Origin of the sequence: Rhodococcus sp. 105337 (assembly GCF_012844225.1) — a bacterium.
In the GTDB taxonomy this organism is placed as follows: Bacteria; Actinomycetota; Actinomycetes; order Mycobacteriales; family Mycobacteriaceae; genus Rhodococcus.
On record NZ_JABAGQ010000015.1, the window covers coordinates 34,664 to 48,292 of the forward strand.

6 protein-coding genes and 1 tRNA gene are annotated in these 13,629 nt (G+C 68.9%); 4 read left to right on the forward strand and 3 right to left on the reverse strand.

All coding sequences use genetic code 11. The features are described from left to right. The first annotated feature begins 408 nt into the window (after positions 1-408). Positions 409-9,693 (forward strand): type I polyketide synthase, encoded by a 9,285-nt coding sequence (locus tag HF886_RS19215; RefSeq protein WP_169653196.1) that lies wholly within the window; start codon positions 409-411, stop codon positions 9,691-9,693. 21 nt (positions 9,694-9,714) lie between these two features. Further along, the gene (locus HF886_RS19220; protein WP_169620435.1) at positions 9,715-10,119 is read left to right on the forward strand and encodes a holo-ACP synthase; all 405 of its coding nucleotides are present in this window, start codon (positions 9,715-9,717) and stop codon (positions 10,117-10,119) included. Positions 10,120-10,129: 10 nt separating this feature from the next. On the opposite strand, the gene HF886_RS19225 is transcribed toward HF886_RS19220, so the two are convergent. Beyond that, entirely contained in the window at positions 10,130-10,918 is a 789-nt protein-coding gene (locus HF886_RS19225) for a TetR family transcriptional regulator (protein WP_169653197.1), read from the reverse strand. A 215-nt stretch (positions 10,919-11,133) separates the two neighbouring features. Here HF886_RS19225 and HF886_RS19230 point away from each other — a divergent pair, with 215 nt between their 5' ends. Continuing rightward, positions 11,134-12,498, forward strand: coding sequence for a dipeptidase (locus HF886_RS19230; RefSeq protein ID WP_169653198.1), 1,365 nt, complete (start codon positions 11,134-11,136; stop codon positions 12,496-12,498). Here the strand turns inward: HF886_RS19230 and bcp are convergent. Next, positions 12,495-12,968, reverse strand: a complete 474-nt coding sequence (gene bcp / locus HF886_RS19235) for a thioredoxin-dependent thiol peroxidase (RefSeq protein ID WP_169620438.1) — start codon at positions 12,966-12,968, stop codon at positions 12,495-12,497. The two genes, HF886_RS19230 and bcp, sit on opposite strands and share 4 nt — an antisense overlap. Positions 12,969-13,041: 73 nt before the next feature. Between bcp and HF886_RS19240 the strand changes: the two genes are divergently transcribed. Next, positions 13,042-13,266, forward strand: coding sequence for a DUF3618 domain-containing protein (locus HF886_RS19240; protein WP_169653199.1), 225 nt, complete (start codon positions 13,042-13,044; stop codon positions 13,264-13,266). Positions 13,267-13,388: 122 nt separating this feature from the next. Here HF886_RS19240 and HF886_RS19245 read toward each other — a convergent pair. Continuing rightward, positions 13,389-13,464 (reverse strand) — tRNA-Lys (locus tag HF886_RS19245). Positions 13,465-13,629 lie beyond the last annotated feature (165 nt).

Consider the following 13,629-nt stretch of genomic DNA (forward strand, 5'->3'; position numbering starts at 1 on the left):
TCGCCCGGTCGTAGAAGCGAACATGTGTTCGAACATGGGCAGATTAGCGGGCTCGTCCGACACGGTTTGCCTGCCTGACGCACGGCCGAGGTCCGCCGTCAAGGTAGTAACGATTCTATAACGATAAAACGTGAGGGTTCCTCGGGTTATTGGATATCCACGCACCGGTGCAGCCAGGCGTGATTCTGGTTACTCGCCGGTTCGGCTTCGCGCTGGATGTGAGGTAACTCACTGGTCCAGGGGCTGCGGCGGCCTTGGTGCGCCGCAAAACATGAGGAACCCCTCATGATTCTGTGCGAATCTGGGCGTGCCCGTCAGAGCACACCGAGTCCGTGCGACACACCTCGCCGGCAGTGCAGCACCACAGGAATGCCTCGACCAGGGGTGTCCAGGAGAGGAAATACACGCGTGACGATCGACGAGACCACACCAGGCGACAACGGACGGAACTCGAAGGCATCACGACGCACCGGTGAACGGGGAGCCGCCGGCGCATCCCGGGGTGCTCTGGTGGACAAGTTCCTTGCCGGCGAGCCGTATGCCCTTGCGTTCGGTGGCCAGGGTGCGCCGTGGCTGGACTCGCTCGGAGAACTCACCCGTGACAACGGCCTCGAGCCCGCGCTGACCGACCTCGTCAACGCGGCAGCGGCGCACCTCGCGCCCGTCGCCGCCGATCTCGTCGTGGTGCGCCCCGCGGGCTTCGACCCCGTCGCATGGATCCTCGAGCACGAACTCGCCGACGAGGACACCCCTCCCGTCGGGCCCACCGCTGCAACTCTGACATCCGCCGCCGTGTCGCTTCCCGGCGTGCTTTTGACCCAGCTTGCCGCGCTGCGTGCGCTGGCGAACCAAGGGCTCGACGTCACCGAGGTTCCGCCGTCCGCCGTGATCGGCCACTCCGCCGGTGTCCTCGCGGTCGAAGCCGTCTCCGCCGGTGGCCGCAGGGACACGGAGATTCTGGCGATCTCTCAGCTCATCGGAGCGGCTGCAGCGCTCGTCGGACGCCGCCGCGGTCTTCTCGCGGGCGCGGGCAGGTTCCCGATGCTTGCCGTCGCCGGCGTCGATCCCGAGCGCCTCCGCTCGATCGTCGCCGAAACCTTCCGAGACCAGGATCCTTCTCGGAGTGCGGTGGTCGCGATCCGTAATGCCCGCCGCCGCGTCGTGCTGTCCGGTCCGCCGGCCGCGCTCGAGCGCGTGCAACAGCGATGCGAGCAGATCACCGCTGCCGAGACCCGCGAACGTGAGTCCAAGCAGCGTGGCGGCGCGGTGTTCTCACCGACCTTCGAACCCGTCTCGGCCGAGGTGGCATTCCACCACCCCGCATTGGCGGACGCCGTCGACCAGGTCGCCGATTGGGCAGCCCGCTGCGGTCTCGATGCCCACCTGGCCCGCTCGCTCGCCGAATCGATCCTCGTGGCCCCGATCGACTGGGTGGAGCAGGTGGACACGGCACTCGAGTCGGGTGCGTCGTGGATTCTCGACCTGGGCCCAGGCGAGCTGCTCACGCGCATGACCAGTTCCGGACTGCGCGGCCGTGGAGTCGGAATCCTCGCCGCGTCCACCCGTGGTGGCCAGCGCAATCTGCTCACGCCCGGCGCGGAGCCCGAGATCCCGCGCGCATGGACCGAGTTCGCACCGACCCCGATCACGCTGCCGGACGGTCGCGTCGGTGTGGAGACGGCGTTCACCCGTCTCACGGGCCGGTCACCGATCCTGCTCGCCGGTATGACGCCGACGACCGTCGACCCTCGGATCGTCGCGGCCGCTGCGAACGCCGGCCACTGGGCCGAACTCGCGGGCGGCGGGCAGGTCACCGAGCAGATCTTCGCCGACAACGTCGCGGGCCTGCAGAACCTGCTCGAGCCCGGCCGCGCGGCGCAGTTCAACTCGATGTTCCTCGACCCGTACCTGTGGAAACTGCATGTGGGCGGTAAGCGCCTGGTGCCGAAGGCCCGCGCGGCAGGCGCACCGTTCGACGGTGTCGTCGTGACGGCGGGTATCCCGGACCTCGAGGACGCGGTGCAGATCATCTCCGATCTGCGCGACGCCGGCATCGAGCACATCGCGTTCAAGCCGGGCACCGTCGCACAGATCCGTTCGGTGATCCGGATCGCGAACGAAGTTCCGAACTTCCCGGTGATCGTCCACATCGAGGGCGGTCGCGCCGGCGGTCACCATTCGTGGGAAGACCTCGACGACCTGCTCCTCGACACCTACGCCGAACTGCGCACCCGCCCCAACCTCGTGCTGTGCGTCGGCGGCGGTATCGGTACCCCCGAGAAAGCGGCCGACTACCTGATCGGTCGCTGGGCGACGCGTCACGGTTTCCCGGCGATGCCGCTCGACGGCATCCTCGTCGGCACCGCGGCGATGGCGACGCTCGAGGCCACGACCGCGCCGGCCGTCAAGCAATTGCTCGTCGACACTCCCGGCACGCCCGACTGGGTCGGTGCGGGTACCGCATCCGGCGGTATGGCGTCGGGCCGCAGTCAGCTCGGTGCCGACATCCACGAGATCGACAACGCGGCCTCACGCACGGGCCGTCTCCTGGACGAGGTCGCCGGTGACGCCGACGCCGTGGCGGCGCGCCGCGACGAGATCGTCGCCGCCCTCGACATCACAGCCAAGCCATACTTCGGCGACGTCGGCTCCATGACGTACCTGCAGTGGCTGCGCCGCTACCTCGAGCTCGCCGTCGGAGCGGATCATGCACCCGAATTCGATTGCGGCGCAGACCTGTCCGACGCCGTCGCCGAAACGCATGTCAGCCTCTGGACCGATGTGTCGTGGCGCGAGCGCTTCCGATCGATGCTGCAGCGCGCCGAGGCACGCCTGCACCCCGTCGATCGCGGCCCGATTCCGACGCTGTTCGCCGACGACGCCACGCTGGAACGGCCGTACGCGGCGCTCCACGCGCTCACCGCTCAGTACCGCGACGCGGACGAGATCGTCCTCCACCCCGCCGACGTGCCGTTCTTCGTATCGCTGTGCAAGACCCCCGGCAAGCCCGTGAACTTCGTGCCCGTGATCGACCGGGACGTTCGCCGCTGGTGGCGTTCCGACTCGCTGTGGCAGGCACACGACCCTCGTTACGGCGCCGATCAGGTCTGTGTCATCCCCGGCACCGTCGCCGTCGCGGGAATCACGCGAGTGGACGAGCCCGTCGGTGAACTGCTCGATCGGTTCGAGAAGGCCACCGTCGACGAGTTGCTGGCTGCCGGTATCGAGCCGACGCCGATCGTCGCGCGGCGACATCTCGATCTCGCGCCCGGCGTGCTCGACGCGGTGCTCTCCTCCCCGGACGTGTACTGGGCCGGTCGCCTGACCCGCAATCCGGTGCACCGTCTCGGCGACCTGAACGACTGGAACGCGGAATCCGATTCCGCGGCGTCGCATGCGCCGACCGGCGCGACCCTGACCGTCCTCGACGACCGGCACGTCGGGTTGCGCGTCCCGCTCGCCCGGGACAAGGCCGTCGACATCCGCATCACCGTGCCCTCGTCCGTGGGCACCGGCGGAGCACCTGTCGTGAGCGACACCGACGCGGACGCGGCGATGTCTGCGCTGCTCGGCGTCGCAGCGGGCCAGGAACTGCCGGCCGTCAAGAAGGGCGCCGCCCGGGTCACCCTGGGCTGGCTGCCGGAAAAGATCGCGGACCACGCCGGAGTGACCGGTTCGGGCCTGCCCGAGAACCTGACTCCCGCCGGCAACGGCGTGCCCGACGTGCTCGTCGGTGCGTGCTGGCCCGCGGTGTTCGCCGCACTCGGGGCCGCACGCACCACCGCCGACCGGTCCGTCATCGAGGGCATGCTCGATCTCGTTCACCTCGATCACGCCATCGACGTCAAGAACGGTCTGCCCACCGAGCCCGCCTTCCTGGGTGTCAAGGCAGAGGTCGCCGGAGTCTCCGACGCCGATCTCGGTCGTGTCGTGCAGGTGAACGTTGTGATCACCGCCGACAACGGTGACGGTTCCGGCCACAACGTCGTCGCAACCCTCGTCGAGCGCTTCGCGATTCGCGGTCGTACCGGCAGCGCCGAACTGGCCGATCCGGTCCGCGCAGGTGGCGCCCTGAGCGAGGATGTCACCGACACGCCTCGTCGGCGCCGCCGCGATGCGGTGATCGTCGCCCCCACCGACATGACCGCGTTCGCGAGGGTCTCGGGGGATCACAACCCGATCCACACATCCGGCAACGCCGCGCTCCTGGCGGGGCTGGGCAGCCCGATCGTCCACGGTATGTGGCTGTCGGCGGCCGCTCAGCAGGTCGTCACGGCCGCCGAGACGGACGCGAAGCTCCCGGTGAGGAAACTGACCGCGTGGACGACGCGCTTTCTGGGCATGGTCCGGCCGGGCGCGAAGATCGACGTGCGCGTCGATCGGATCGCCACGGATCGCGGCGCCGAGGTCGTCGAGGTGAGTTGCCGCGTCGACGGGGATCTGGTCATGGTGGCCACCGGGCGCATCGCCGCCCCGAAGACCGTCTACGCGTTCCCGGGACAGGGCATCCAGCGTCCGGGCATGGGTCTCGACGCCCGCGCCCGCAGCCAGGCCGCCCGGGAGATCTGGGATCGCGCCGACAAGCACACCCGCACGGCTCTGGGGTTCTCGATCCTCGCCGTGGTGCGCGACAACCCGACAGTCCTCACAGCGCGGGGCGTGACCCACAAGCACCCCGACGGCGTCCTGCATCTGACGCAGTTCACGCAGGTCGCGATGGCGACACTCGGCGTCGCGCAGATCGCGGAGTTGCGTGAGGCCGGCGCGTTCCTCGAGGATGCGCTCCTTGCCGGGCACTCGGTCGGCGAATACAACGCCCTCGCGGCGGTCGCCGGTGTGCTGCCGCTCGAGGCCGTGCTCGAGGTGGTCTTCCAGCGTGGCTCGGCGATGCACGCTCTCGTGCCGCGCGATGCGCAGGGCCGCTCGGACTACCGCATGGCGGCGATCCGGCCGTCGCAGTTCGGCGTCGCCGACGAGGACCTCGAGGCGTTCGTCGCCGCGGTCGCGGACCGGTCCGGAGAGTTCCTCGAGATCGTCAATCTGAACCTGAGAGGATCGCAGTACGCGATCGCGGGCACGGTGGCGGGTCTCGACGCACTCGAGAAGGTGATCGAACGCAAGGTCGCCGAGTTCGGCGGCAAGCGCGCCTTCATTCTCGTGCCGGGCATCGACGTGCCGTTCCACTCGACCGTGCTGCGCGGCGGTGTGGACGACTTCCGGGAGCGCCTGCTGCACCTGCTTCCCGAGCAGATCGATCCGGACATCCTCGTGGGACGCTATATCCCCAACCTGGTGCCCAAGCCGTTCGACCTGAGCCGTGAATTCGTCCAGGAAATCGCGGATCTGGTGCCGTCCGAGCCGCTCGCCGAGGTCCTCTCCGACTTCGACGCGTGGTCGGCGGACCGGTCCGGGCTGTGCCGCGTCGTGCTGGCCGAGTTGCTCGCATGGCAGTTCGCATCGCCGGTGCGCTGGATCGAAACGCAGGACCTGCTGTTCGCGCCGGAATCCGAAGGTGGTCTCGGCGTCGAGCGGTTCGTCGAAATCGGCCTCGGTGCCGTCCCGACGGTGGCGAACCTGGCGTCGCAGACGTTGAAGCTTCCGGGCCGATTCGGTCAGCCCGTCGAGGTCCTCAACATCGAGCGTGAAGCATCGGTCGTGTACTCGACGGACGTGGATCCCGCACCGTTGGAAGACGACGAGCCCGAAGCACCGTCCGCCGAGGCCGCGCCCGCTGCGACCGCGGTCCCTGCTGCTGCCCCGGCCGCGCCGGCCGGTGGCCCGACCCCCGACGACATCACGTTCAAGGCCGCCGACGCCACGAAGGTGCTCATCGCCCTGTGGACGAAACTGCGCCCCGATCAGATCGGCCCCGCGGACACGATCGAGGCATTGTGCGACGGCGTGTCCTCACGTCGTAACCAGTTGCTCGTCGACCTCGGTTCCGAGTTGTCGCTCGGTGCCATCGACGGTGCTGCGGATGCGGACATGGGCGCGCTGGCCGGCACGGTCGATCGTCTGGCCCGTACCTACACCCCGTTCGGGCCGGTGCTGACCGATTCGATCAACGACCACCTGCGCAAGGTGTTCGGCCCGTCGGGCAAGCGTCCCGGCTACATCACCGACCGGGTCGCGAAGGTGTGGGGACTCGGCGAGGGCTGGGCCCGGCACGTCACCGCGGAGGTTGTGCTCGGTAGCCGCGAGGGCACGTCCGTTCGCGGCGGTGACCTCGGCGGGTTGTCGCAGGGTGCGCTCGCGGACACCGCGTCTGTGGACGCGCTGATCGACGCCGCTGTGCAGTCCGTCGGGTCGCGCCGCGGGATCTCCGTGTCGATGCCGTCCGCCGGTGGCGGGACCGGCGCGACCGTCGACGCCGCGGCACTCGGGGAGTTCACCGAGCAGATCACCGGCCGGGACGGCGTCCTGGCGAGTGCTGCACGCCTGGTGCTCGAGCAACTCGGCCTCGACCAGCAGGTTTCCGGCCTGGCCGACAAGGCCGACGACGAACTCGCCGAGTTGGTCTCGGCCGAGCTCGGCGCGGACTGGTCCCGGCAGGTTGCGCCCGCCTTCGACGCTCGCAAGGCCGTGTTGATCGACGACCGCTGGGCGACCGCACGCGAGGATCTCGCCCGGATCTGGCTCGGGGACCCGATCGGCGTGGAGCGCTTCGACGGTGCGGGCGCGACGGTCGCTGCGCACGCCGCGTTCTGGCGGGCCAAGGCCATCGACGCGGGCCGCGTGGTGTCGGCCGAGACCTACGGTCGTATCGCGGCCGCCGCCCAGGCCACGGGCGACGCCGCGTACACCGGAGAGGTCGCAGTCGTCACCGGAGCCAGCAAGGGCGGCATCGGCGCCGCGGTCGCAGCCGAGCTACTCGGGGGCGGCGCAACGGTGGTCGTCACCACGTCGCGTCTCGACTCGACGCGCCTCGGTTTCTACAAGGATCTCTATGCGCGGAACGCTCGCGCCGGTGCTGCCCTCTGGGTGGTGCCCGCGAACATGGCGTCGTACGCCGACGTCGACGCGCTGATCGAGTGGATCGGCACCGACACCGTCGAGAACGCGGGCGGCACCAAGAAGCTGATCAAGAATGCGCTCACACCCACCCTGCTGTTCCCGTTCGCCGCACCCCGTGTCGCCGGATCGCTGGCCGACGCCGGTGCTCGCGCCGAGATGGAGATGCGGGTTCTGCTGTGGTCGGTGGAACGGCTGATCGCCGGTCTGTCCGGCATCGGCGCGGACACCGACGTCGACACGCATCTGCACGTCGTGCTGCCGGGCTCCCCGAACCGTGGGATGTTCGGTGGTGACGGCGCGTACGGCGAGTCCAAGGCGGCACTCGACGCGATCGTCACCCGCTGGAGCGCCGAGCGCACCTGGGCCGAGCGCGTCACCTTGGCGCACGCGCTCATCGGCTGGGTCCGGGGGACGGGACTGATGGGCGGCAACGATCCGCTCGTCGAGGCCGTCGAGGCGGCCGGCGTGCGCACGTGGTCCACGTCCGAGATGGCCACCGAACTGCTGAAGCTCGTCGGACCGGAGGCCAAGCGACTCGCGAAGCAGGCGCCGCTGGTCGCGGACCTCACCGGGGGACTCGCCGAGGCAGCCCTCGATCTGCCGGCGCTCGCGAAGCAGGCCCGGGACGCGGCCGAGGTCGCGGACGCACCCGACCGGGACACCGACCCGGATGCGACGATCGCGGCTCTGCCCGCGGCCCCGCGTGTGGACGAGCTGCCGACGCCGGAGTGGTCCGCACTCGATATCGATCCCGCCGACATGGTGGTCATCGTCGGCGCCGGTGAACTCGGCCCGTACGGCTCGGCCCGCACCCGTTTCGAGATGGAGGTCGACGAGGAACTGTCGGCAGCCGGTGTGCTCGAGTTGGCGTGGGTCACCGGCCTGATCGAGTGGGAGAACGAGCCCGAGCCGGGCTTCTACGACGCGGAAACCGGCGCGCTGGTGCCGGAAGCGGAGATCGCCGATCGCTACCACGACGCGGTGGTCGAGCGCTGCGGGATCCGCCGCTACGCCGACGACGGTGCGATGACCGACAACACGGCACCGCTGTTGACCTCGGTCTTCCTCGACAAGGACCTGTCGTTCGTGGTGGGTTCCGAGGTCGAGGCCCGCGCCTTCGTCGACTCCGACCCGGAGAACACGGTCGCTTCGGTCGATGCCGAGTCCGGCGACTGGACGGTCACCCGCAAGGCCGGCACCGAGATCCGCGTGCCGCGCAAGGCGAAGCTGACCCGCACCGTCGGCGGCCAGATCCCCACCGGCTTCGACGTCACGCGGTGGGGCATCCCCGCCGACATGGCGGACTCGGTGGACCGGGTGGGGCTGTGGAACATCGTCACGACGGTCGACGCGTTCCTCACCGGAGGGTTCACCCCGTCGGAACTGCTGCGCTGGGTGCACCCGTCGCTGGTCGCCAACACGCAGGGCACCGGCATGGGCGGCATGACCTCCATGCGATCGCTCTACATCGACACGCTGCTCGGTGAGTCCCGTGCGAACGACATCCTGCAGGAAGCCTTGCCGAACGTCATCGCGGCGCACGTCGTGCAGTCCTATGTCGGTGGCTACGGCGCGATGGTGCATCCGGTGGCGGCCTGCGCCACGGCTGCGGTGTCCGTGGAAGAAGGCGTCGACAAGATCAAACTCGGCAAGGCGAAACTGGTCGTCGCGGGCGGCTTCGACGATCTCGGTATCGAAGGCATCATCGGCTTCGGCGACATGTCGGCGACCGCGAAGTCGGACGACATGCGGGCCAAGGGCATCGACGACCGTCGTTTCTCGCGGGCCAACGATCGCCGGCGCGGCGGGTTCGTCGAGTCGGCGGGCGGCGGCACGGTCCTGCTCGCCGCGGGTGATGTCGCACTCGAGATGGGCCTGCCCGTTCTCGGTGTGGTCGCCTGGGCCGGATCCTTCGCCGACGGTGTGCACACCTCGATCCCGGCGCCCGGCATCGGTGCGCTCGGGGCAGGTCGCGGTGGGCTCGAATCGGGGCTGGCCAAGGAACTGCGCAAGCTCGGCGTGACCGCAGACGACATCGCGGTGATCTCCAAGCACGACACGTCGACGGCGGCGAACGACCCGAACGAGGCGGAGTTGCACGAACGGCTCGCGGGAGCCCTCGGCCGCAGCGACGGCAACCCGATGTTCGTGGTGTCGCAGAAGTCGCTGACCGGGCACGCGAAGGGCGGTGCGGCAGCGTTCCAGCTCGTCGGACTGTGCCAGGTGCTGACCCAGGGCGTCGTCCCGCCGAACCGCAGTCTCGACTGTGTCGACGAGAAGATGGCCGAGTTCGAGCACCTCGTGTGGCCGCGCACCCCGTTGCGGTTCGGTGAGCAGTATGCGCTCAAGGCAGGCCTGCTGACGAGCCTCGGGTTCGGGCACGTATCCGGGCTGATCGCGGTGGTGCACCCGCAGGCGTTCGTCGAGGCGGTCCCGGCAGATCGTCGTGAGGAGTACCGCGCGGCAGCAGCGGCACGCACGGTCGTCGGCAAGCGGCGCCTGGCGTCGGCGATGGCCGGGGGTGCGGCGCTGTACCAGCGGCCCGCGGACCGTCGTTTCGGTGGAGACGCGGTGCCCGCCGCCGCCGCCCGTCATCTCGAAGCGGCTGTGCTGCTCGACGCGGATGCACGACTCGGCGACGACGACGTGTACCGCCCGGGCCTGCCCGGCTGCAAGTAACGACGGGACAGGGACAGCAGGGTGGGAGTTGCGGGTATCGGGTTCGACCTCGTGTCGGTTCCGGAGTTCGCCGAGCAGTTGAGCCGTTCGGGCACGACGATGCTGGGGAACTTCACGCCGGGGGAGCGCCGTGACGCGAATACCCGCAGCTCCGATCCGGCGCGGCATTTCGCGGCCCGGTGGGCCGCGAAGGAAGCGGTGATCAAGGCGTGGTCGGCCGCACTGTTCGGCCGCCCGCCGGTGCTGCCGGAGACCATCCACCAGCAGATCGAGGTGGTCTCCGATGCGTGGGGGCGCCCGAGCATCCGGCTGCACGGCAAGGTTGCGGAGCAGTTGACGGGGATGTGCATCCACGTGTCGTTGACTCACGACGGCGACATGGCCGGTGCGTTCGTGGTGCTCGATGCCGCTGACGGCCACGGGTAGGAGCGGCCGGTCAGCTCAGGGAGGAGGGCGTGGGCTCCGCGCGGTGCGCACCCGCAGGTTCGGTCTCCCGGGACCGTTCGGACTCCTCGCGCCGTTTGCGCTTCTTCGCCTGTGTCCGTGAATCACGCTCGGCCACTTGGAGATACGCGACCATGATGCGCTTGAGTTCGGCCACCGCCTCGGCGTGGGTCTGGTCGTCCTGCACGGAGAAGTTCAGCATCGAGTAGACGACGTGGACGAGCACCTCGGCCATGAGCTTGCGACGAGGGCGAGGCGTGTCGGGAGTCAGGGGCGCGAGCATCCGCGCGACCTGCTCGGCGAATTCCCTCTCGTGGATCGCGCCGGTGGCCCGGGTGGACGGAGTGGACTGCATCGCGAGCCAGACCTCGCGCCGGGAGGGATCGGTCGCCCACAATCCGGCCATGTGATCGACGAAGCTGTTGAGAAACCGCAACCAGTCGACGGAGGGGATCTCGCCGTTGAACTTGGCGAGTTCTTCCTGGACGCCGACGAGATCCTGGCGGTTGAGTTCACACACGATCACGTACTTGTTGGCGAAGAACTGGTACAGCGTGCCGATGGGTACGTCGGCGCGGGCTGCGACTTCTTCGCAGGTGAACGACTCGAACCCCACCTCGGTGAGCAGCTCCCGGGACGCGGCGAGCAGCGCGTCGAACTTGCGCCGGCTCCGTTCCTGAGTGGGCCGCCGGCGGGGCACAAGCTCTTGTGGTTCCGTCTGGACCTCGAGCGCCGGGTCGATCCGGCGCGGGGCGCGGCGGCTGTTCGATGCTGACTCCACCCGCCCAGGCTAGCCGTACCCTTCACGAATACCGAGCACTTGCTGTGTACGCGAGTGGCAATAACCCGGCTTGTGCTGAGTTCCGGGCGCGGAACACGGAAGGGTGACATCGTCGCGGCGTGCGCACGTGGCGGTACCGGCCCCGGTCCTAGGATGTGAGGAGACCACCTCGGGTCGACGCGGAGGTTGTCGTCCCGGCCGCAGGAGGAGATTCGATGACCGACGCAGAGACCGTGCAGCGGATACGTGACCGGGTGCGGGATTCCATGGGCACCGCGCGAAGCGAACTCGAAACGCTGGTCGCGTTCCGATCCGTGGCCGACCCGCGCCAATACCCGGTCGAAGAATGCGTCGCGGCGGCCCGGTGGGTGTGCGACGCGTTCGCAGCGGCCGGCATCGAACAGGTCGATCTCGTCGAGACGGTGGACGGATCACATGCCGTGATCGGTCACACCCCGGCTCCGCCCGGAGCACCGACCGTCCTGCTCTACAGCCATTACGACATCCAGCCTCCCGGCGACGAATCCGAATGGGAAAGCCCGCCTTTCGTGCTCACCGAACGCGACGGCCGCTGGTACGGCCGGGGCGCGGCGGACTGCAAGGGCAACATCGTGATGCACCTGCTCGCCCTGCGTGCGTTGCTCGCGGACGGCGCGCTGCCCGTCGGGGTGCGAGTGGTCGTCGAAGGTTCGGAGGAGATGGGCGGAGAGGGCCTCGAACACCTCGTGGCCGCGCGACCCGACCTGTTCACCGCGGATCTCATCGTCGTCGGGGACTGCGGAAATGCCGAAGTAGGGCAGCCCACTCTGACCACCACCCTGCGCGGCACGGCGAACGTCGTCGTTCACCTCGAAACCCTCGCCGGCCCCGTCCACTCCGGTATGTACGGCGGAGGCGCCCCGGACGCGCTCGCCGCGCTGGTACGACTGCTCGGCACACTGCGTGACGACGACGGAAACACCGTCGTGGACGGCCTCGACGCCACCGCGACCTGGGACGGTGTGCCGTACCCCGAAGAGCGGTTCCGGTCGGATGCCGGGGTGCTCGCGGGAGTATCGCTCCCGACCTCCGCCACCGTGGCCGACGCGGTGTGGGCGCGACCCGCGCTCACCGTTCTCGGAATCGACGCCCCGCCGGTCGTGGGGTCCGCGGCGGCGATCGTGCCGCGCGCGTCTGCGCGCCTGAATCTCCGCGTGCCGCCGGGGGTCGATGCGCTGACAGCGCAGGACGCGCTCGTCGCACACCTCGAAGCACATGTTCCGTGGGGCGCACACCTGCGCATCGAGCGGGAAGTCGTCGGTGAACCGTTCCGCGCGGCTGCCGACGGCCCCGGCTATGCGGCGTTGCGTGCCGCCCTCGAGACCGCGTACGGCCGCGACGTCGGCTCGGCCGGGCAGGGCGGATCGATCCCGCTGTGCACCGCGCTGCAGCGTGCGGTACCGGGCGCCGAGATCGCCCTGCTCGGTGTGGAGGAGCCGCGCTGCGTGATCCACGCTCCCAACGAGAGTGTCGATCCGTCGGAAATCGAGAATCTTGCCGTCGCCGAAGCTCTGGTGATGCGCTCGCTCGGGTCCGGTTAGACCGACAGGTCGCGTCGCAGCTTCGCGACGTGCCCGGTCGCACGCACGTTGTACTGGGCAACCTCGATCTTGCCGTCCGCATCGACCACGAACGTCGACCGGATCACCCCGGTGACGGTCTTGCCGTACATCTTCTTCTCACCGAACGCTCCCCACGCGGTGAGCGTCGACTTGTCCGGATCGGACAGCAACGGGAATGTGAGGCCCTCGTTGTCGCGGAACTTGGCGAGCTTGGCCGGCTTGTCGGGGGAGATGCCGATCACGTCGAGTCCCGCGTCACCGAGTTCGGCGAGGCTGTCCCGGAAGTCACACGCCTGCTTCGTGCAGCCCGGCGTGCTCGCGGCCGGGTAGAAGTAGACGATCACCTTGCGTCCGCGATAGTCGGACAACGAGACTTCGTTGCCGTCGGCGTCCGGGAGTGTGAAGTCGGGAGCGGGGTCGCCGGGGGAGAGTCTGTTGTTTTCGGTCATGTCCGCGACAGTAGTAGACCGATCGTCCACTACCGTGGTCGCAGCACACTGCAGCGACCTTCTGGAGGATCACGTGGGTAGGGACACCGAGGACATCGAGCGGGAGATCGAAAAGGCCCGGAACCAGCTCGCGGGCACGCTGGACGAACTGAGCGTTCGCGCCAACCCGAAGAATCTGGTGGCGAGCACGAAGCAGACGCTCGTCGCGAAGATCAACCAGCCGGCGGTGAAGAAGTACGCGTTGGTGGCGGCGGGCACCGTGGTGGGTCTGCTGGTGCTGCGCAAGATCCTGCGCTGACACACCCGACCCGAACACTGTGCCCGCGCCGATGGCGCGGGCACAGTGCGTTTGGGGAACATCACAGTTCCGGTCGCGCAAACGAAAGATCCCCTACCGGCGTTGCCGGAAGGGGATCTTTGTGGTGCGCCATCAGGGACTCGAACCCCGAACCCGCTGATTAAGAGTCAGCTGCTCTGCCAATTGAGCTAATGGCGCTTGGCTGGTGTCTCCGGGCTGTTGTCCCGGCGACGAAAAGAAGATTACACACCTTCGACTACCGCACCAAATCGGCTGGTCACAGCGATTTCCGCGGCGAAGGCATGTAACGAACGCGCAGCGGAGACCGATTGTCATCGGAACGTTATCGACAGGGGGGGAGTC

Bases quoted from the DNA above. Each gene is read 5' to 3' on its own strand.
- HF886_RS19230 (WP_169653198.1), top strand. From the start codon at position 11,134: ATGACCGACGCAGAGACCGTGCAGCGGATACGTGACCGGGTGCGGGAT.
- bcp (WP_169620438.1), bottom strand. From the start codon at position 12,968: ATGACCGAAAACAACAGACTCTCCCCCGGCGACCCCGCTCCCGACTTC.